Genomic DNA, 20,591 nt, shown 5'->3' with positions numbered 1-20,591 from the left:
ATTATTTGGGAGAGCGCGGTCTGAAGCCCTCACCCTGGTCCTCTCCCACATGAGAGGGAGAAGACCAGGGGAGGTGCGGTTAATTACGCCAGCAGCAACGCATTCACGCGCTTGATGAACTGGTTTGGATCTTCCAGCGTACCGCGCTCAGCCAGCAGGGACTGATCCAGCAGCAGCTCAACCCACTCGGCAAAACGAGTTTCATCCTGCGTGTCTGCCGCGCGTTTAACCAGCGGGTGATCCGGGTTCAGCTCGAAGATGTATTTCACTTCTGGCATCGCCTGGCCGGCAGCAGCGAACAGTTTCGCCATCTGCGTGCCCATTTCGTCGGCTTCAGTGGTGACGATTGCCGGCGTGTCGGTCAAACGATGGGTGAAACGCACCTCTTTAACGCGATCGCCCAGCAGCGTTTTCACGCGCTCAACGAACGGCTCCAGCGCTTTCTCGGCTTCTTTCGCGGTTTCGTCCACGTCATCCGCCAGTTTATCGATGGATTCGTCCGCTTTCGCCACGGACTGGAACGCTTTACCGTCGAACTCGGTCAGGTAGTTCATCATCCACTCATCAATGCGATCGGAAAGCAGCAGCACTTCGATGCCTTTCTTACGCAGCAGCTCCAGATGCGGGCTGCTCTTCGCGGCAGCGTAGCTGTCAGCGGTGATGTAGTAGATCTTCTCCTGCCCGTCTTTCATACGAGACACGTAATCTTCGAGCGACACGGTCTGCTCGGAAGAGTCGGTGTGCGTAGAGGCAAAGCGCAGCAGCTTCGCGATAGATTCTACGTTACCCGAATCTTCCGCTGGGCCTTCTTTCAGCACCAGGCCGAACTGTTTCCAGAAGGTCTGGTATTTTTCCGCGTCGTCTTTCGCCAGTTTTTCCAGCATCTGCAGCGTACGTTTGGTCAGCGCGTTACGCAGGTTGCGCGTCACGGTGCTGTCCTGCAGGATTTCACGCGAGACGTTCAGCGGCAGATCGTTGGAATCAATCAGACCACGGGTAAAGCGCAGGTAATTCGGCATGAACTGTTCAGCGTCGTCCATGATGAACACGCGCTGTACGTACAGTTTCAGACCGTGCTTGTGATCGCGGTTCCACATATCCCACGGCGCCTGCGCCGGGATATACAGCAGGCTGGTGTATTCCTGCTTACCTTCCACACGGTTGTGGCTCCAGGTCAGCGGATCGGTAAAGTCGTGGGCGATGTGCTTATAGAATTCGTTGTATTCGTCGTCTTTAATTTCAGACTTGTTACGCGTCCACAGCGCCTGCGCCTTGTTGATTTTCTCCCAGGAGACCACGGTTTCACCGTCGACCTCTTCGGTTTTTTCAATCTCGACCGGCAGTGCAATGTGATCGGAGTATTTGCTGATGATCGAGCGCACGCGCCAGTCATTCAGGAAATCGTCCTCGCCCTCACGCAGGTGCAGGGTGATTTCGGTACCACGATCGGCTTTGGTGATGTCATCAACGGTGTATTCACCTTCGCCATGAGATTCCCAGAATACGCCGTTTTCAGCGCTGTCGCCCGCCGCGCGGGTGCGGACGGTGACTTTATCCGCCACGATAAATGCAGAGTAGAAGCCCACGCCGAACTGGCCGATCAGCTGGCTGTCTTTCGCCTGATCGGAACCCATGGATTCGAGGAAGGATTTGGTGCCAGATTTAGCAATCGTACCGAGATGATCGATCACCTCGTCGCGATTCATACCGATACCGTTATCAGCGATAGTCAGGGTGCGTTTGTCTTTATCGAAAGAGACGCGCACGCGCAGTTCGCCGTCGCCTTCATACAGATCCGGGTTGGACAACGCGCGAAAACGCAGCTTGTCCGCCGCATCCGAGGCGTTGGAAATCAGTTCGCGCAGGAAGATTTCTTTATTGGAATACAGGGAATGGATCATCAGATGCAGAAGCTGTTTGACCTCTGACTGGAAACCACGGGTTTCTTGTCCTTTCATATTCAATCGACCTCAACAATGCCATTTAATGAAGTGGATACCCTAAATAATTCGCGTTGCAGGAAGGCGGCAAGTCAGAGAATCCCCGGGAGCTTACCTAAGTAAGTGACTGGGATGAACGAACGCAGCCAACGCACCTGTAACGTAAAAATATGACGGGTACAAAGCGTTGAGGGAGAGATGGGGATAAGAAGAGAATATTTCAAGCGGAGGCCACAAATGCGACCTCCGTTTGGTCAGAAAACAAGCTTATGACGACCCGCTAAAGAGTGGGACAGCGTGGTGCCGTCCACCATTTCCAGCTCACCGCCGACCGGCACGCCGTGGGCGATTCGGCTGGCGCTCACGCCATACTGTGCGCACAACTCACCGATATAGTTCGCTGTCGCCTCGCCTTCCACCGTGGGGTTAGTGGCGAGAATCACCTCGGTGAGCGTCTCGGATTCAAGACGCTGTTCAAGACGATCCAGACCGATATCATCCGGGCCAATCCCATCCAGTGGAGACAGATGTCCCATCAGCACGAAATAACGGCCCGAAAACTGCCCGGTTTGCTCAATGGCGTAGATATCCGCTGGACTCTCCACCACGCAAATCTGACCGTTTTCCTGACGACGCGGATTGGTGCAGATATTGCACACATCCTGCTCGGTAAACGTACGGCAATCCGCACAGTGACCAATTTCTGACATGGCGCGGGTCAGTGCCTGCGCCAGGCGCATCCCGCCGCTGCGGTCGCGCTGTAACAGCGTAAACGCCATGCGCTGTGCTGACTTTGGGCCGACGCCCGGTAAGCAGCGCAGCGCTTCCATTAACTGCGTGAGCAGCGGACTGGTTTGCATCAGAACGGCATCTTGAAGCCCGGCGGCAGTTGCATACCGCTGGAAACAGAAGCCATTTTCTCTTTCTGCGTTTCGTCGATACGGCGCGCAGCATCGTTAAATGCAGCAGCGACCAGATCTTCCAGCATGTCTTTGTCGTCTTCGAGCAGGCTTGGATCGATCTCCACGCGGCGGCAGTTGTGCGCGCCGTTAATGGTGACTTTCACCAGACCAGCACCAGATTCACCCGTGACTTCCAGCTGGGCGATCTCTTCCTGTGCCTTCTGCATTTTTTCCTGCATCTGCTGAGCCTGCTTCATCAGGCCACCCAGACCGCCTTTTCCACCAAACATAGGCTTCTCTCTCTTTCACGTTTAACGATTAAAACCGTAAGTCAGACTCACGATCAAAGGGGGCGAATACTTTCTTCATCCAGGTCAGCGTCGAAGAAACGACGCAGAGTCTGGATGTTGTTATCCGCAATAATCGACTCGCGCGCCTGCGCAAGCTTCTCTTCATAAATGGCCTGTCGCCACTCCAGCGGCGTTCGCATCTCGGGATTATCATCTTCAATGATAGTCAATTCAACCGGTGCACCGTGCAATGTGGCGAGCGCCTCCGTCAACACCTTGTGCGCTGACGGGGAATTGAGGTGCCGCTGACTCGGACGCAGGTGCAGGCGGATATGATTTCCGTCCTGCTCTTTCCAGGCATTCAGCGCAACCTGTTCCACCAGCTTCGGCAACTGCAATTTACTGACCTCCGCGGCCCAGGCATCACGCTCAAGCGACTCTTCGGCAAGCTTTGCTGACAGCTCTGGCGTCTTCTCATGCTCGAGCGCTTTTTTGAGCGCTTTCGGCGTGGCAACGTCGACTTTCACCTCTACTGCGGTGTTGGTCGATTTCCAGCGGTAAGCCTCTTTCTTCGCCGGGGCTTTGACTTCAGCTGCGCTGGATGCGGGGCGCGATTGCACACGCTCCGTTACCGAGGCGAGTCGTTCGAGTGCGGCGTTATTAACCGGCCGCGCTCTTCCTGGCGCTGCCGGTTCACTCTTTTTTGGCTTGGTTGCTCCCTGCGCGCGCTGTAGCTGATTGCGGGCGGCGAGCACCGAACTGGTGGCATCCGGCAGCGAGACGTCCTGCCGGGGTGGTGGCGCAGGATCGTGCGGCACCTGCGGTGGCGTCAACACGGCGGTCGGCGCGACCGGAGCAAAGGATTGTTGCGTCACTTCAGGCTCGGGCAACGGCTTGCGCGGATGGAACGCCAGCGCGCGCAAAAGCGTCATTTCAACGCCCATACGGCGGTCCGGCGCAAACGGCAGCTCTTTGCGACCGATCAGCAGCGTCTGATAGTAAAGCTGAACGTCGGTAGGCGGAACGATGCGCGCAAGTTCGCGCATCCGCTGTTCTATCGCGGCCATATCTGCGCCGATAGCGGCAGGTGAAAGCTGCAACATGGCCACGCGGTGCAGCAAAGCGAGCATTTCCACCAGCAGCGCTTCCCACTCCACGCCGCGAGACGCCGCGGCGTTGACCAGCGACATCACGCGTTCGCCGTTCGCCTCGATCACGGCTTCCACCAGCGACAGCGCCTGATCGTCGTCGAGCGTGCCGAGCATCGTGCTGACCGCGACCGTAGAAAGCTGGCCGTCACCGCTGGCAATGGCCTGATCGGTGAGGCTTAACGCATCACGCAAGCTACCGTCTGCGGCACGCGCCAGCAGTTGCAGCGCACGCGGTTCGTGGACGATTTTTTCTTCGTCAAGAATATGTTCGAGCTGCGCGCGGATCTGTTCGACGTCCAGCGCCTTCAGATGGAACTGCAGGCAGCGCGACAGAATCGTGACCGGCAGCTTTTGCGGATCGGTCGTCGCCAGCAGGAATTTGACATGCGATGGCGGCTCTTCCAGCGTTTTCAGCAGGGCGTTAAAGCTGTGGCGCGACAGCATGTGGACTTCATCGATCAGATAGACCTTGAAGCGGCCACGCGCCGGGGCGTACTGCACGTTATCCAGCAGATCGCGGGTGTCTTCGACTTTTGTGCGCGACGCGGCATCGATCTCAATCAGATCGACAAAACGCCCCTGCTCGATTTCACGACAGTTATCACACACGCCGCACGGTGTGGCGGTGATCCCGGTTTCGCAGTTGAGGCCTTTTGCCAGCAAACGGGCAATAGACGTTTTGCCGACGCCGCGCGTGCCGGAGAATAGATACGCGTGATGAATACGTCCTAGCGACAAACCGTTCGCCAGGGCGGTCAGCACATGTTCCTGGCCGACAACGTCAGCGAAGGTTTGGGGTCGCCATTTTCGGGCTAACACCTGATAACTCATGGGCAGGCTCTGCAACGCTGGAAGGTGGAATTCAGGGGGGTCATGCTAACACAACCTCACCCGTTGGGCGAGGTTGCGGGAGTCGGGATTAATGACCCGGGAAAGGAACGAGACTGTAGCTGGTGATGCCCTGTTTTTCCAGGCGCTGTTCGCCACCCAGATCGAACAGATTGATGATAAACGCTGCGTCGGTCACTTCACCGCCCAGACGGCGGATCAGTTTCACGGTTGCTTCAATCGTGCCGCCCGTTGCCAGCAGATCGTCGACAACCAGCACTTTATCGCCGGGTTTAATCGCATCAACATGGATTTCCAGCTGATCGGTGCCGTATTCCAGCTCATAACTTTCAGCAATGGTTTCACGTGGCAATTTACGCGGTTTACGTACCGGTACAAAGCCCACGCCCATCGCCAGCGCAACCGGTGCGCCAAACAGGAAGCCACGCGCTTCTGTTCCTACTACTTTGGTGATCCCGGCGTTTTTGTAACGCTCAACCAGCAGTTCAATGCTGAGAGCGTACGCTTTCGGGTCTTCCAGCAAGCTGGTGACATCACGGAAAAGAATGCCAGGCTTCGGATAATCCTGGATGCTTTTGATGCTGTTTTTCAGATATTCAAGCTGCTGCGCAGTTGCGGTCATAAATGTATGCCTGGTTAAAAACGGTGTTACCCACGGCGCGCATAAAAGTCCGGTCAACGTTACAATTGATTAACCTTTGACCAGGCGCACCTGTGCTCGAAAACGGTCGAATTTACTGGCTGCGCGGGATAATTGCAACAGCGATCGGCGCTCTTCAGTGCTTTTGTTGTTTTTCGTCAACCACGGGAATTCGCCACATAAAGAAAAGCAGGCAGGAAAGAATCACCAGCAGCAGAATGCGTACCCACATCATTTTGACCAGCCACAATGAAATGGCAAAGGTAATGAGGATCACCGCAATGGCGCGAGGCTTTGCCCCAGGCGGCATCGCCCGGTATTGTTGCCAGTGGCGCAGATAGCCGCCAAACCACGAGCGATACAGGAGCCATTGGTGGAATCGCGGCGACGAGCGGGCAAAACACCAGGCCGCCAGCAGAATAAACGGCGTGGTCGGCAGAAGCGGTAAAACCACGCCCAACGTGCCAAGCACTACCGCAAGCCAGCCAATGATGATTAAAATAGTACGCTTCATAATGCGAATCGTTATCAAACTGAACGGCTACTTTACCACTGGAGAGCGGATTGAAAACAGCCTTGCTTTTGGAAACCCTGCAAAATCAGCTGATCGCCCTGCGTGCGCAGGCCTCACCGCTGATGCAGCACGCGACGCTGAAACCCCGCTTTGACAGGCAGTTATTCCGCACCCGCAGCACGCTGATGAAAGATTATCTTGATGAAGCGCAGGCTCACTTTGAGGAGCTGCAGCGCGCCGTTAAGCAGGCGCAGCCGGAGCAGGTGGCGTGGCTTGCGGGGCATCTGACCGAGCAAATCACCGCTCTGCATCGCGAGATTACCGCATGGCCGCTGCGCGCCTGGGACAGCGCATCGTCCGGCACAGGAAAATGGCAGCGCAAGCGTCTTGAGCATCAGGATTTTGAGCGCCGGCTGTTTGAGATGAAACGGGATCGAGAAAAGCAGCTAGAATCCGCCGAAACGCTGGACGATCAGCAGCGCTTAATCCGTGAAGTCAGCGCGCTGGAAGGCCGTATCACCCGTTGTCGTCAGGCACTGGAAGAGATCGAACGCGTGATTGCGCGTATGACCCGTTAATGGAGAGAAAAATGTCGCTGGAAAACGCACCTGATGAGGTCAAATTGGCCGTCGATTTGATTATGCTGCTGGAAAATCACGATCTTTCGCCCGAAACGGTGCTGAAAGCGCTGGACATTGTAACGCGGGATTTTGAAAGCAAGGTGAAGGCTGGAAGCCCTCACCCTACCCCTCTCCCACGGGGAGAGGGGATGTAATCAAACCCATTTGCCAGAATCAAGCCAGCGTTCAAGCAGGGAAAAATCAGGCTGGCGTTGGGTCGTCGCCCTTCATTTCGCGCTTCACTTCCGTATGCTCATCACCTTTCTCATTGCGCAGATGAACTTCAAGCTGGTTGAAAGCGATATTAATGCCATTTTCGCGGCACAGGCGGTCGATGGTGCGGTTAAGCTCATCCACCGCATAGCTGCGATCGCGCAGTTCACGCACATATAAACGCAGTTCGTGATCCAACGTGCTTGGGCCAAAGGTGGTGAAGAACACCGCCGGAGCCGGATCGTGCATCACTTTTGGATGCTCCATCGCCGCCTGCAGCAGAACCTCTTTCACTCTCTCAAGATCGGAACCGTACGCCACGCCGAGACGGATCACCACGCGCGTAATGGTGTCGGAAAGCGACCAGTTGATCAGACGCTCGGTCACAAACGCCTTGTTCGGGATGATCACCTCTTTGCGATCGAAATCGGTAATGGTGGTCGCACGAATGCGGATCTTGCTGACCGTACCGGAGAAGGTTCCGATGGTTACGGTGTCGCCGATACGCACCGGGCGCTCGAACAGGATAATCAGACCGGAAACGAAGTTACCGAAGATCTCCTGCAAGCCAAAACCGAGACCGACGGAGAGCGCGGCGGCCAGCCACTGAAGTTTATCCCACGAGACGCCAAGCGATCCGAAGACGGTCATTGCTCCCGCGACCAGAATCACGTAGTTCAGAATGGTGGTGATGGCGTACGACGACCCCTGACGCATGTTCAGACGCGAGAGCACCAGCACTTCCAGCAAGCCCGGCAAGTTGCGGATCAGCGCCCACGCGACCATCGAAGAAACCAGCGCAAACAGCAGGCTACCCATGGTTACGCTTTTCATCACCGCCGCACCGGCTTCGGTGCCGTTGTATTGCCACAGAGTGATGCTGTCGAGATAGGCGAACACGGTGATCAAGTCTGACCAAATCGCCCAGAACACCACGCCAAACAGCGCCACCATCACCAGCATGGTGATACGCAACGTCTGCTGGTTAACCTGTTCGAGCGCAATGGTCGGCTCCTCCTGCGGCTCCGCCCCTTCCGCGCCCTCTTTCACCATGTTCTGACGACGCGCCAGCGCACGACGATAGGCGATACGGCGCGCCGCAACGCTCAGGCCACGCAGCACCGTCTGATGCAACAGGTTCCACAGGATCACCAGATAAACCGTTTCAATCCAGCGGCCTGACAGGCGCAGCGTGGTATAGAAATAGCCCGTCGCGGTGAGCACCATCAGCGCCAGCGGAATGACCGCCAGCACGGTAACGGTGATCAGCCGCATATTGTGCGACTCTTTATCACGCCAGCTGTCGCGGCACATCGGCCACATCAGCACGGCAATCAGCAGCAGGTTGAGGAAAATGGCAAGCTGGCCAAGCACATCATCCATCAGATGCAGCGGGGAAAGCTCAGCCACGACAGACCAGAAATGCAGCGGCAGCAGTGCCAGACTCACGCGCACAATCTGGCGACGCCAATGGCTGGTTAGCTGCTCAGGCATATTGAAGTGACGCACTGCCACGCCATCTTTTTCCAGCACTTTCCAGCACAAGCCAAATACCAACCAGAACAGTGCCAGCTTTTTACTGAATGCCCACAGCAGATCGCTGATGTTGAGCTGCATGGTCAGCAGAATCAGGCCAACGGCCAGAATCACAAGGCAGATCGGCATCGCACGGATCAGATCGATAAGGATCGCTTTTGGCGTGTGGAGCTGGCTGTCATTACGCAGTTGCCCCACTTCGTCCGCCAGCTTCTCCTGATATTTTCTCAGCCAGCCGAGACGCCAGCGAATCAGGCCCGCGATCAATAACAACGGCAAACCCGCGAGGAAGGCAATCATCACCGCAGGCCAGGCTTTCTCCCAGTTCACGGTAATTTTCATGCTCTTGATCTGGGATTTCAGCGTTTCGGGGAAAGATTTAAACCAGTCCCAGTCCATCGGTTTATTGCTGTTCACCCAGAAAATTTGCTGTGTCAGAATTTCCTGCAGACTTTTCGATACGCTCACCAGCTGCTGCTGGTTAATTTGCAGGTTAATCGCCATCATCAGCTGATTACCCAGCTGTGTGTTGAGCTTGTCCAGCAGCTCACGGCGCATATCCACCACCTGCACCAGCGCGTCATGCACCTCGTCATTCACTTCGCTGGAGTGGCCCTCTTCCACTTTCGCGACAAAAGCGTCGCTCTGGAAAAGCGCATCGCGCTGCTGGTTGACTTCGAACTGCTCAAGACGCAAATCGGCAATACGATTCGTCATGTCTTCCAGCTCATCGGCAGAAGGCAGCGTCTGCTGTTGCTGATAGAGAATGCGCGATAACAGCAGACTGCCCTTCAGCACTGCAATCTGTTCTTTGATGTTACGTTCGGCCTGCAGCGCGCGATCCAGCCAGTTTTTAACTTTAATATTTTGCTGAACCAGCGAGTTCCCGCTCTCCGTCGCCTGAATCAGGCGCTGGCTAAGCTGATGGTTAACATCAAGCTCTTGCTTCACCAAAGGATTCGTCTGGATGCGCGTGGTTTCGTCCGGGGAGACCGCTTCCTGCGCGGTTTTTTCAGTGATCGTCAGGCGTTTGCTGTTCAGCGCTTCCTGCAAGAGCTGTAGCTGGTGCTCCAGACGATTAATATTCGCAGTGACATAATCACGTTGTTTTTGCAGGGTATCCTGCAAAACGGTATTGCCTTCCAGACTTTTACGCTGCTGGTCAATTTGCGCATTGAGCAGCGTTTGCTGCGCCAGCAGCAGCGTTTGTTGAGTGGGACGCAGTGCGCCCTCTCCCAGCGTCGTCCCGTTCAGGCGGTTACGAATTTGCTGAAGCTGTTGCGAGGCGCTGTACATCGCGTTCTGTACGCGTTCCGGCTGCGTTTGCAGGGAGACCAGTTGGCTGTTGTACGTCGCGAGATCGCTCTGCCCGGTTTGTAAATCCTCAAGCAGTTGCGTCACTCGCGATTCAAGCTGGCGCAGCGAGAGTGTCGTCAGCGTTTTGCGGGTTTCATCGTCATTATCCACATCGCTCAATGCGCTAAGCGATGCGGTAGCCTGACGCATTTTCGCCGGCGCTTCGGCCACTTTCTGACGCAGTTGCGTGGTTTCCGTCTTCACGCGCTCGATTTTATCCAGCGTCTCCAGCGTTTCCGTCAGATCGGCGAGGACGAGTTTATCCTGTGGCGTGAGGTCTTTTTGTTTGTTGAGCGCGTCCACCTGCGACTGAACATCCGCACGCGCCGGGAGGTCGGTGCTATTTTCAGCACGCGCCCAAGCGGCAGGCGCGGCCATCATGAAAATCAGCACGGAGAAAATTAAGGCAAAAACAGGGTTTTGCAAGCGAGAATAGTGCAACATAGTTATGAGTTTGCTGTGAGAAGATGACCAAAAATAGCCAGGTGCGAAGAATATCATGCGCACAAGTTGCAGAATAGCGAGAACGCCACGCTCCAGGAAAATTCCTGGGGGGATTAAAGCTGAGGGTTGTGGGAACCGGCGCGAAGCGTTGGGCTGAACTGGCACATCTCGAGTAAAATCGCGACGTAACTGCGCGCTTCATTTTTTAGGTCAAACGACTGCGGAGAAAAAAGCCAATTTTCCATCAGACCGGAAATATAGGCACGCATCAGAATGGCCGTCCGACGGGTCAGGAGATCGGCAGGCAACATTTTCGCCTGAATGCACTGGTTCAGGGTATACTCGATGCGGTCGTAGCTCTCCAGACACAGGCTTCTTTGTGCCTGTTGCGCGCTTTCCATTTCACCGACAAACTCACATTTATGGAAGATGATTTCCATCATCAGGCGGCGTCGTTCTTCAATGACCGTCGCTTCAAGAACATATACCAGTATTTCTCTCAAAACTGAGAGTGGATCGTCGGGGAATTTTGCCCGATACTCAGTCTCAAGATCGGCAATACTAGATTCTGACAACTCCCAGATTTCGCTAAACAAGTCTGACTTATTTTTGAAATGCCAGTAAATCGCTCCCCGCGTGACACCCGCGGCCTGAGCAATCTGCGCCAGCGAGGTTGATGACACGCCCTGCTTTGAAAACAGACGCAACGCCACATCAAGAATGTGTTGTCGAGTTTCAAGCGCTTGTTGTTTGGTTTTTCGTGCCATACGTGAGTGAATTTACAGTAGTCAGATTTACATACATTTATGAATGTATGTAACATAGCACGACGATAATATAAACGCAGCAATGGGTTTGCGGACTTTTGATCCATTGATCAATTTGAAATCGGACACTCGAGGTTTACATATGAACAAAAACAGAGGGTTAACGCCTCTGGCGATCGTTCTGATGCTCTCAGGCGGCTTAGCGCTTACAGGATGTGATGAGAAACAGGCTCAACAAGGAGCGCAGCAGGCACCCGAAGTCGGTGTCGTGACGCTTAAAACCGAACCTCTGCAAATCACAACAGAATTACCAGGCCGTACAAGCGCTTACCGCGTTGCGGAAGTTCGTCCTCAGGTGAACGGGATTATCCTGAAACGTAACTTCATCGAGGGTGGTGATGTAAAAGCAGGTGAGTCTCTGTATCAGATTGATCCGGCAACCTATCAGGCTGCTTACGAAAGCGCAAAAGGCGATTTGGCAAAAGCAGAAGCTGCAGCCCGAATTTCTCAGGTCACGCTAAATCGTTATAAGAAACTGCTCGGTACGCAATACATCAGTCAACAGGACTATGACACTGCGCAGGCAGATTCCCAACAAGCTAACGCTGCGGTTGTTGCCGCAAAGGCCGCTGTCGAAACTGCCCGCATTAACCTGGCGTACACCAAAGTGACCTCTCCTATCAGTGGTCGTATTGGTAAGTCCTCCGTCACTGAAGGCGCATTGGTTCAGAACGGTCAAGCGACCGCGCTGGCGACTGTCCAGCAGCTTGATCCGATCTATGTTGACGTCACGCAATCCAGCAACGATTTCCTGCGTCTGCAGAAAGAGCTGGCGAGTGGTGCACTGAAGCAAGAGAACGGCAAAGCCAAAGTGGAACTCGTGACCAATGATGGCAGCAAGTTCGCCCAGGAAGGGACGCTGGAATTCTCTGACGTGACCGTCGATCAGACCACAGGCTCCATCACCTTACGTGCCATTTTCCCGAACCCTGACCACACGCTGTTGCCAGGTATGTTCGTGCGTGCCCGTCTTGAAGAAGGGATTAACCCAACCGCACTTCTGGTACCGCAGCAGGGCGTAACGCGTACGCCACGTGGCGATGCCAGCGCAATGGTTGTCGGTGCTGATGACAAAGTCGAGATGCGTCAAATCACTGCAACGCAGGCGATTGGCGATAAATGGCTGGTGACCGAAGGTTTGAAAGATGGCGATCGCGTAATTATTACTGGTTTGCAAAAAGTACGACCTGGTGCGCAAGTGAAGGCTCAGGAAGTCAAATCTGACGAGAAACAACAAGCCGCAGCCGGTGGCCAGTCAGAACAAACCAAGTCTTAACTTAAACAGGAGCCGTTAAGACATGCCTAATTTCTTTATCGATCGCCCCATATTCGCGTGGGTGATCGCCATCATTATCATGCTTGCAGGGGGACTGGCGATCCTGAAGCTGCCTGTCGCGCAATATCCAACGATTGCGCCGCCAGCAGTTTCGATCTCCGCCGTCTACCCTGGCGCTGATGCGAAAACGGTGCAGGACACCGTGACACAGGTTATCGAACAGAACATGAACGGTATCGATAACCTGATGTACATGTCCTCCAACAGTGACTCCACCGGTACGGTTCAAATCACCCTGACCTTCGAGTCTGGTACCGATGCGGATATCGCGCAGGTTCAGGTGCAGAACAAACTGCAGCTGGCCATGCCGTTACTGCCGCAAGAAGTCCAGCAGCAGGGCGTGAGTGTCGAGAAATCGTCCAGTAGCTTCCTGATGGTTGTCGGCGTGATCAACACCAATGGCACGATGACGCAGGAGGATATTTCCGACTACGTGGGTGCCAACATGAAGGACGCGATCAGCCGTACTTCCGGTGTTGGTGACGTGCAGCTGTTTGGTTCCCAATACGCGATGCGTATCTGGATGGACCCGAACAAACTGAACAACTTCCAGCTTACGCCGGTCGACGTGATTGCCGCCATTAAAGCGCAGAACGCCCAGGTTGCAGCCGGTCAGTTAGGCGGTACACCGCCGGTGAAAGGCCAGCAGCTTAACGCCTCCATCATCGCGCAAACCCGTTTAACCTCCGCGGATGAGTTCAGTAAAATTCTGCTGAAAGTGAATCAGGACGGTTCACAGGTTCGCCTGCGCGATGTGGCGAAGGTAGAACTGGGTGGTGAGAACTACGACGTTATTGCGAAATTTAATGGTCAGCCGGCATCCGGTCTGGGTATTAAGCTGGCAACCGGCGCAAACGCCCTGGATACCGCCACGGCGATTCGTGCTGAACTGAAGAAAATGGAACCGTTCTTCCCATCAGGCCTGAAAATCGTTTACCCGTATGATACGACCCCATTCGTGAAAATCTCCATTCACGAAGTGGTAAAAACGCTGGTTGAAGCGATCATTCTGGTCTTCCTGGTCATGTATTTGTTCCTGCAAAACTTCCGCGCGACGTTGATTCCAACCATCGCCGTACCGGTTGTTCTGTTAGGCACCTTTGCCATCCTGTCGATCTTCGGATATTCGATAAACACCCTCACAATGTTCGGGATGGTGTTGGCGATAGGCTTGCTCGTCGATGACGCCATCGTGGTGGTCGAAAACGTCGAGCGTGTGATGGCCGAAGAGGGACTTCCGCCAAAAGAAGCCACCCGTAAATCCATGGGCCAGATCCAGGGCGCACTGGTGGGTATCGCGATGGTACTGTCAGCAGTATTTATCCCGATGGCCTTCTTTGGTGGCTCGACCGGTGCGATTTACCGTCAGTTCTCCATCACCATCGTTTCTGCGATGGCGCTGTCGGTACTGGTAGCATTGATTCTGACGCCAGCGCTTTGTGCAACCATGCTAAAACCTATCGCCAAAGGCGATCACGGTGAGAACAAGAAAGGGTTCTTCGGCTGGTTCAACCGCATGTTCGATAAGAGCACGAATCACTACACCGACAGTATCGGCGGGATTCTGCGCAGCACCGGTCGTTATTTGCTGCTCTACATCATCATCGTCGTGGGTATGGCGTTCCTGTTCGTTCGTCTGCCAAGCTCCTTCTTGCCGGATGAAGATCAGGGCGTATTCCTGACGATGGCGCAGCTTCCTGCGGGTGCATCGCAAGAGCGTACGCAGAAAGTGCTGGATGAAGTGACCGATTACTACCTGACCAAAGAAAAAGCGAACGTTGAATCGGTGTTTGCGGTTAACGGCTTTGGCTTTGCGGGTCGTGGTCAAAACACCGGTATTGCGTTTGTCTCGTTGAAAGACTGGTCTGAACGTTCGGGCGATGAAAACAAAGTTGAAGCGATTACCGGCCGTGCAATGGGCACGTTCTCACAGATTAAAGATGCGATGGTGTTCGCCTTTAACCTGCCAGCGATCGTGGAACTGGGTACCGCAACGGGCTTTGACTTCCAGCTCGTCGATCAGGGCGGTCTGGGTCACGAAAAACTGACTCAGGCACGTAACCAACTGCTCGGGGAAGTGGCGAAACACCCTGACCTGTTGGCCGGTGTGCGTCCCAACGGCCTGGAAGATACACCGCAGTACAAGATCGACATCGATCAGGAAAAAGCACAGGCGCTGGGCGTTTCTATCAGTGACATCAATACCACACTGGGCGCAGCCTGGGGCGGTAGCTATGTGAACGACTTCATCGACCGTGGTCGTGTGAAGAAAGTCTACATCATGTCTGAAGCGCAGTACCGTATGTTGCCGAACGATATCAACAACTGGTACGTGCGCGGTAGCGATGGTCAGATGGTGCCGTTCTCCGCCTTCTCAACCTCGCATTGGGAATACGGTTCGCCGCGTCTGGAACGTTACAACGGCTTGCCATCGATGGAAATCTTGGGCCAGGCCACGCCAGGTAAAAGTACAGGTGAAGCGATGAACCTGATGGAAGAACTCGCCAGCAAGCTGCCTTCGGGTATCGGCTACGACTGGACGGGAATGTCTTATCAGGAACGTCTGTCGGGCAACCAGGCCCCTGCCCTGTACGCCATTTCACTGATTGTGGTGTTCCTGTGTCTGGCAGCATTGTACGAGAGCTGGTCGATTCCATTCTCCGTTATGCTGGTTGTTCCGCTGGGGGTTATCGGTGCGCTGCTGGCCGCGACGTTCCGTGGACTGACAAACGACGTTTACTTCCAGGTGGGCCTCCTCACAACCATTGGCTTGTCGGCGAAGAACGCGATACTTATCGTGGAATTCGCCAAAGATCTGATGGATAAAGAGGGTAAAGGTCTGATTGAAGCGACGCTGGAAGCGGTACGTATGCGTCTGCGCCCAATCCTGATGACATCATTGGCGTTTATCCTTGGGGTAATGCCGCTGGTTATCAGCACCGGTGCAGGCTCTGGCGCACAGAACGCCGTAGGTACAGGCGTAATGGGCGGTATGATTACCGCAACCGTACTGGCTATCTTCTTCGTTCCTGTGTTCTTTGTGGTGGTTCGCCGCCGCTTCAGCCGCAAGAATGAAGACGTTGAACACAGCCACTCAGTAGAACATCACTGATACCGGTTTCACCTGATAAAAAGGCCGCAATAGCGGCCTTTTTCTTTTCCGTAAAATCATAAATTACGCTTATTGTCAGTTCATTTATTTTCTGCCAACGTAATAAGGCATATCCTATTTAATAGCGAAATTAAGCCATACACTCCGAGTAATTTAATTGGATCCCATTTCAGGATTATTAAGATTATTCCTGGTGGATTAAGTAAGGTCGATGTGTACAGATCCAGACTTCATACGCAAGGGCTGGGTAACGTGATGAATCTTAAGATAGCATTAAAAATGCCAATGCCGATTAAGGAAGTATTTACCCTGCCAACCGTAAGCATTCATTTAACTTTCTCCATTACGAGGTTAATTGTAATTTTTCGTAATAGCGCGATGAAATTTTGATCCGAGTAGATTATAGTTAAAGACATCAGGAGAACTGTACCCGTAAAGGCTACGCTAGTTGTATCCATCCCGACGTTGAAGCTCGGTGAGTAAAGAATCACTCAAAAGGGGATGCGCTATGGACGAGTACTCGCCAAAAAGGCATGATATCGCGCAGTTGAAATTTCTCTGCGAATCCTTGTACCATGACTGCCTCGCCAATCTTGATGAAAGCAACCATGGCTGGGTTAATGATCCGACCTCTGCAATCAACTTACAGCTTAATGAGCTGATAGAGCATATCGCAACCTTCGCACTTAATTATAAAATTAAGTACAATGAAGATAATAAGCTGATTGAGCAAATTGATGAATATCTGGACGACACCTTTATGTTGTTCAGTAGTTATGGCATTAACACGCAAGACTTGCAAAAATGGCGTAAATCAGGAAATCGGCTATTCCGTTGTTTCAACAACGTCAGCAGAGCTAATCCGGTAAGTCATTCCTGTTAAAATTATTACAAATACTAAGGTGAATTTATGTCTGATAAACCATTAACTAAGACAGATTATTTGATGCGTTTGCGTCGCTGTCAGTCACTCGACACGCTTGAACGTGTTATTGAAAAAAATAAATATGAGCTGCCCGATCATGAACTGGCTGTATTTTATTCAGCCGCAGATCATCGTCTTGCCGAGCTAACCATGAATAAACTGTATGACAAAATCCCGGTGTCTGTATGGAAATTTGTCCGTTAATTTCAGGCTTGTTTTAGAGGCACTACCGTTATCTTCTTACGCTGAATTCACCTTTCGATTTACGATCCCTGCGTGAAAGGCAGGTCCACCGTTTCAAACGTGCGCGTCGGCATTTATGCTGTGACTTTGATCACATCAACTTATCGGGAACGTTCCCTTTCTGGATGAGGTTATTTACGCTGATACCGAGCGTATCATTCCAGTGAGGCATTCCATGAGTGAAGAAAAACAAAAAATGATCGCCGGAGAGCTTTACCGCCCTTCGGACGAGACCCTACGGGCAGAGCGCCTTCAGGCGCGCCATCTGATTCACCGCTACAATCACACTGAACCTGATGCGAAATCTGAGCGTCAGGCTTTGCTAAACGATTTATTAGGGCAAAGCGAAGGCGCGTATATTGAGCCTACCTTTCGGTGCGATTACGGCTACAACATTTATCTCGGCAAAGGGTTTTACGCGAACTTTGATTGCGTGATGCTGGATGTGTGCCCCATTATCATCGGTGACAATTGTATGCTGGCGCCTGGCGTGCATATTTACACCGCCACGCATCCACTGGACGCAACCGAACGCAACAGCGGCCTGGAATTAGGTAAACCCGTCACCATCGGCCATAATGTCTGGATTGGTGGACGAGCGGTGATCAACCCTGGCGTTACCATTGGTGATAATGTGGTGGTGGCCTCTGGCGCCGTTGTCACAAAAGACGTGCCTGCTAACGTGGTCGTGGGCGGCAACCCTGCCAAAATCATCAAAACACTGTAAAACTGAAAATGAGTAACTGTTATGCTTTTTCCCCGCATAACTGTTACTTTTTTCCGCTAAACCACTCCCCTAAAATGGGCAGATCCCCTGTATTTTGCAAAATTCATGAAGGTTATAAATGACAGAGATACAGCGCCTGCTTACTGAAACCATCGACGATCTCAATGCCCGCGAGAAACGCGATAATCGCCCGCGCTTTAGCATCAGCTTTATCCGTAAACATACTGGCCTGTTTTTGGCGATGTATGCTGCCCTCCTCGCAACACTCATCGTTATGCTATTGTCAGAAACGCTCATCGACTCGGTGTGGTTACTGATTGTTTTATTCGTCGTCTTTAACGCCTTCTTCTTCTTTGACGTTAACCCGCGCTATCGCTATGAAGATATCGACGTGCTCGATTTCCGCGTTTGCTATAACGGCGAGTGGTACAACACCCGCTATGTGCCGTCGGAGCTGATCAACCGCATTTTGCATTCGCCAAATGTGGAAGAAGAGCAAAAGTCCAAATTGCAGAAAATGATCTCCACGAAAGGCGAACTCTCTTTCTACGACGTCTTCACCCTTTCTCGCCCCGAGACTGCATAATTAACGTCTGCAAGCGCCTGATGCCAGGCGCAAACTGAGACGCAGGGGTATTTCCATACCCCAAAACCAAACCGGTTTGCCCCTGCTGCTCGTCAAGGTAATACCCGCTCAGCGCAGCGGGTGCCATCTGATATTGACTTGCCTGACGTGCTACGGCTTTATCATCAATACCGTCAATCGCGACGGTCAAATGCATGCCCCCTTCCCCGGCTAAAACCCGATGTGGAACGTGGAGTTCAGCGTGAAGCGCATCGCGTAGCTGTTTATACCGCTTGCGGTACAAACGCCGCATCGCAGCAAGATGTCGGGCGTAATGTCCCTCTTCGATAAACAACGCCAGCGTGCGCTGCTCCGCGCGATGTCCGCCGCGTAGCAACGAGCCAAGCGCGGGCTGCGCGGCGTTCGCTAATGCCTTTGGCATCACCATAAAACCGGTGCGCAGCGAGGGAAACAGTGTTTTGCTAAATGTCCCTAAATAGACCACGGGCGCATTTTTCTGCATGCCCATCATCGCTGGAACGGGTTCCCCGCTATAGCGAAATTCACTGTCGTAATCATCTTCAATAATCCAGGCATTATGCTGACGCGCAAATTCAAGCAGCGCGAATCGTCGATGGATGCTTAGCACACTCCCGTACGGAAACTGGTGGGATGGAGAGGTGAATATCAGTGTGGGTGAGTACTCACCTTTTGTTTCAAGCCGCATGCCTTCTTCGTCAACAGGCATGCCGACCATCGTCAGGCCCGATTTCGCAAACGCGCTTTTGGCACCGGCGTAACCCGGATCTTCTATCCAGGCAATATCCCCCGTCTCGCTGAGAAGTTGAGTGCACAGGTTCACCCCTTCAAGTGCGCCTTCGGTAATCACAATCTGGCTGGCGTCGCAATCAATCCCACGCGAAAGCGCCAGATGACGGGCAATCGCGCTACGCAGCGACACTTCGCCCGCCGGATCGCCATACCCTAACAACGCGCTGCCTTCTTCTCGTAAAACGCGATCGTACAAACGTCGCCACAGCGGTAAGGGAAAATAGTGGATCGCGGGCGTGCCGGGTGTGAATGCTGGGACGGGCATGGCGCGAGATGTCGGCGCGGGGAGCCGTGCCACGCGCTGCGCAAGCGTGATATCAAGAATCTGAGCGGACTGTACGTTATCACGATGCCCGACCTGAGCAACACGAGTTCCTTGCCGATTACGGTGTAAAAAGCCTTCAAGAGTGAGCTGCTCCAGCGCGGCATTCACCGTGTTACGCGAAATCCCCGCCTGTTCAGCGATGATGCGGGATCCCGGTAAACGGCTCTCCGCCAGCAGCCTGCCGTTTAATATGGCTTCCCGCAAGCCGCGATACAACGATCGCTGAAGCGTGTCTGCACCGCGACGTTGCAGCACATCATTGATTAATGCGTAAAAATCGTCACCTGAAATATTCATTGCCGCCTCCGTGGTACCACATGATTATAACCATGTGGATCTTCTTGTGGGGCCACAAATTTCCTAATCTGGAATTCACATCAGACAAAGGGAATCAACATGAATCAATTCAATCAGTTTGGTCAGCCAGTGGGCGAGCCGATGAACGACTGGCAGCCTCGTCCACATCCGGATCGTGTGGCGCTAAAAGGGCATTATTGCACGCTCACGCCGTTACGCCCGGAACATGCTGAAGCCCTTTTTACCGCCTATCAGCAGGCTGAAGACACCCGCAGCTGGACGTGGCTTTTGCGCGAACCGGATGCAACTGCCGACGAATTTACAGCGTGGGTAGAGAGCGTTTGTGAACTGTCCGATCCGATTCACTTCACGGTGATCGACAACCAGACCAAATCACCTGTCGGCACACTAGCCTTGATGCGTATCGATGCGAAAAACGGCGTGATCGAAGTTGGGCATGTCCATTTTTCACCGCGCCTCAGCGGCACCGTGATGTCCACCGAAGCACAGTATTTACTGATGCAGTATGTATTTACTACGCTGGGATATCGTCGCTACGAATGGAAATGCAACAGCCTGAATGCGCCTTCACGCCGCGCGGCGCAACGTCTGGGGTTTCAGTATGAAGGGCGTTTTCGTCAGGCGCTGGTGATCAAGGGGCATAATCGCGACACCGACTGGTTTTCGATCATTGATAGCGAATGGCCAGGACTGGAAAGCGCATTCCAGAGCTGGCTCGCCGCCGACAATTTCACCGCCGACGGCAAGCAGATAAGATCCCTGGAAAATTGGCGCGAATCACGGCGTTAACGTCTTTTCTTTCTTCCCTGCACCGCTTTAAAGCGCGGGTTAGATTTGCAAATCACGTACAGGCGTCCTTTGCGTTTCACAATCTGGCAATCCGGATGACGCTGTTTTGCACTGCGTAGCGAGTTTAGTACCTGCATG

Annotated in this window: 19 protein-coding genes and 1 other annotated feature; of the genes, 9 read left to right on the top strand and 10 right to left on the bottom strand. The window is 53.5% G+C overall.

The features are described from left to right. Positions 1–83: 83 nt before the first annotated feature. The 6 genes from htpG to I6L74_RS13275 all read right to left on the bottom strand — a co-directional run bounded on the left by htpG (position 84) and on the right by I6L74_RS13275 (position 6,286). The gene (gene htpG, locus I6L74_RS13300) at positions 84–1,958 is read right to left on the bottom strand and encodes a molecular chaperone HtpG (protein WP_059177938.1); all 1,875 of its coding nucleotides are present in this window, start codon (positions 1,956–1,958) and stop codon (positions 84–86) included. A 236-nt stretch (positions 1,959–2,194) separates the two neighbouring features. Beyond that, the gene (recR, locus tag I6L74_RS13295; protein WP_059177937.1) at positions 2,195–2,800 is read right to left on the bottom strand and encodes a recombination mediator RecR; all 606 of its coding nucleotides are present in this window, start codon (positions 2,798–2,800) and stop codon (positions 2,195–2,197) included. Then, a complete protein-coding gene (locus I6L74_RS13290) occupies positions 2,800–3,132 on the bottom strand; it encodes a YbaB/EbfC family nucleoid-associated protein (protein WP_012016355.1) in 333 nt (110 codons plus the stop codon). Before I6L74_RS13290 ends, recR begins: the two co-directional genes overlap by 1 nt. Before the next feature lie 53 nt (positions 3,133–3,185). Continuing rightward, positions 3,186–5,114: a DNA polymerase III subunit gamma/tau gene (gene dnaX, locus I6L74_RS13285; RefSeq protein ID WP_059177936.1), complete on the bottom strand. Its 1,929-nt coding sequence runs from the start codon at positions 5,112–5,114 to the stop codon at positions 3,186–3,188. Next, positions 3,792–3,856 (bottom strand) — a sequence feature (DnaX frameshifting element). (Overlaps the previous gene by 65 nt.) 88 nt (positions 5,115–5,202) lie before the next feature. Further along, on the bottom strand, positions 5,203–5,754 hold the full coding sequence (gene apt / locus I6L74_RS13280; RefSeq protein ID WP_000127359.1) for an adenine phosphoribosyltransferase: 552 nt from the start codon (positions 5,752–5,754) through the stop codon (positions 5,203–5,205). Between the two features lie 154 nt (positions 5,755–5,908). After that, positions 5,909–6,286 (bottom strand): DUF454 family protein, encoded by a 378-nt coding sequence (locus I6L74_RS13275; RefSeq protein WP_059177935.1) that lies wholly within the window; start codon positions 6,284–6,286, stop codon positions 5,909–5,911. Between the two features lie 50 nt (positions 6,287–6,336). Between I6L74_RS13275 and priC the strand changes: the two genes are divergently transcribed. Beyond that, positions 6,337–6,864 carry a primosomal replication protein N'' gene (priC, locus tag I6L74_RS13270; protein WP_059177934.1) on the top strand — a complete coding sequence of 176 codons (528 nt, stop codon included), beginning with the start codon at positions 6,337–6,339 and terminating at the stop codon, positions 6,862–6,864. 11 nt (positions 6,865–6,875) lie between these two features. Then, positions 6,876–7,061 carry a pleiotropic regulatory protein RsmS gene (gene rsmS / locus I6L74_RS13265; RefSeq protein ID WP_059177933.1) on the top strand — a complete coding sequence of 62 codons (186 nt, stop codon included), beginning with the start codon at positions 6,876–6,878 and terminating at the stop codon, positions 7,059–7,061. A gap of 46 nt (positions 7,062–7,107) precedes the next feature. Here rsmS and mscK read toward each other — a convergent pair whose 3' ends face one another. Together mscK and acrR are read right to left on the bottom strand one after the other, a co-directional pair. Next, entirely contained in the window at positions 7,108–10,455 is a 3,348-nt protein-coding gene (mscK, locus tag I6L74_RS13260) for a mechanosensitive channel MscK (protein ID WP_059177932.1), read from the bottom strand. 113 nt (positions 10,456–10,568) lie between these two features. Further along, positions 10,569–11,222, bottom strand: a complete 654-nt coding sequence (gene acrR / locus I6L74_RS13255; protein ID WP_059177931.1) for a multidrug efflux transporter transcriptional repressor AcrR — start codon at positions 11,220–11,222, stop codon at positions 10,569–10,571. Positions 11,223–11,364: 142 nt separating this feature from the next. On the opposite strand from acrR, the gene acrA reads away from it, so the two are divergent. The 6 genes from acrA (at position 11,365) to I6L74_RS13225 (ending at position 18,211) form a co-directional block, all read left to right on the top strand. Next, a complete protein-coding gene (gene acrA / locus I6L74_RS13250; protein WP_059177930.1) occupies positions 11,365–12,558 on the top strand; it encodes a multidrug efflux RND transporter periplasmic adaptor subunit AcrA in 1,194 nt (397 codons plus the stop codon). Positions 12,559–12,580: 22 nt separating this feature from the next. Next, entirely contained in the window at positions 12,581–15,730 is a 3,150-nt protein-coding gene (acrB, locus tag I6L74_RS13245) for a multidrug efflux RND transporter permease subunit AcrB (RefSeq protein ID WP_059177929.1), read from the top strand. A 508-nt stretch (positions 15,731–16,238) separates the two neighbouring features. Continuing rightward, the gene (gene tomB, locus I6L74_RS13240) at positions 16,239–16,613 is read left to right on the top strand and encodes an Hha toxicity modulator TomB (protein ID WP_059177928.1); all 375 of its coding nucleotides are present in this window, start codon (positions 16,239–16,241) and stop codon (positions 16,611–16,613) included. Between the two features lie 27 nt (positions 16,614–16,640). Then, positions 16,641–16,859 (top strand): hemolysin expression-modulating protein Hha, encoded by a 219-nt coding sequence (hha, locus tag I6L74_RS13235; RefSeq protein WP_012016344.1) that lies wholly within the window; start codon positions 16,641–16,643, stop codon positions 16,857–16,859. Between the two features lie 214 nt (positions 16,860–17,073). Next, positions 17,074–17,625 carry a maltose O-acetyltransferase gene (maa, locus tag I6L74_RS13230; protein ID WP_059177927.1) on the top strand — a complete coding sequence of 184 codons (552 nt, stop codon included), beginning with the start codon at positions 17,074–17,076 and terminating at the stop codon, positions 17,623–17,625. Positions 17,626–17,743: 118 nt separating this feature from the next. Then, positions 17,744–18,211 (top strand): YlaC family protein, encoded by a 468-nt coding sequence (locus I6L74_RS13225; protein ID WP_059177926.1) that lies wholly within the window; start codon positions 17,744–17,746, stop codon positions 18,209–18,211. Here I6L74_RS13225 and pdxR read toward each other — a convergent pair. Continuing rightward, positions 18,183–19,643: a MocR-like pyridoxine biosynthesis transcription factor PdxR gene (gene pdxR, locus I6L74_RS13220; protein WP_059177925.1), complete on the bottom strand. Its 1,461-nt coding sequence runs from the start codon at positions 19,641–19,643 to the stop codon at positions 18,183–18,185. The two genes, I6L74_RS13225 and pdxR, sit on opposite strands and share 29 nt — an antisense overlap. A gap of 99 nt (positions 19,644–19,742) precedes the next feature. On the opposite strand from pdxR, the gene I6L74_RS13215 reads away from it, so the two are divergent. Next, positions 19,743–20,453 (top strand): GNAT family N-acetyltransferase, encoded by a 711-nt coding sequence (locus I6L74_RS13215; protein WP_059177924.1) that lies wholly within the window; start codon positions 19,743–19,745, stop codon positions 20,451–20,453. Here the strand turns inward: I6L74_RS13215 and ykgO are convergent. Continuing rightward, complete coding sequence (gene ykgO / locus I6L74_RS13210; protein WP_003859006.1) at positions 20,450–20,590, bottom strand: type B 50S ribosomal protein L36; 141 nt, start codon at positions 20,588–20,590, stop codon at positions 20,450–20,452. The two genes, I6L74_RS13215 and ykgO, sit on opposite strands and share 4 nt — an antisense overlap. Between the last annotated feature and the right edge of the window lies 1 nt (position 20,591).

Origin of the sequence: Lelliottia amnigena, from assembly GCF_019047465.1 — a bacterium.
Classification (GTDB): domain Bacteria; phylum Pseudomonadota; class Gammaproteobacteria; order Enterobacterales; family Enterobacteriaceae; genus Enterobacter; species Enterobacter amnigenus.
Note: the sequence above shows the minus strand (reverse complement) of the source record. Positions and strands in the feature narration are given on the sequence as shown.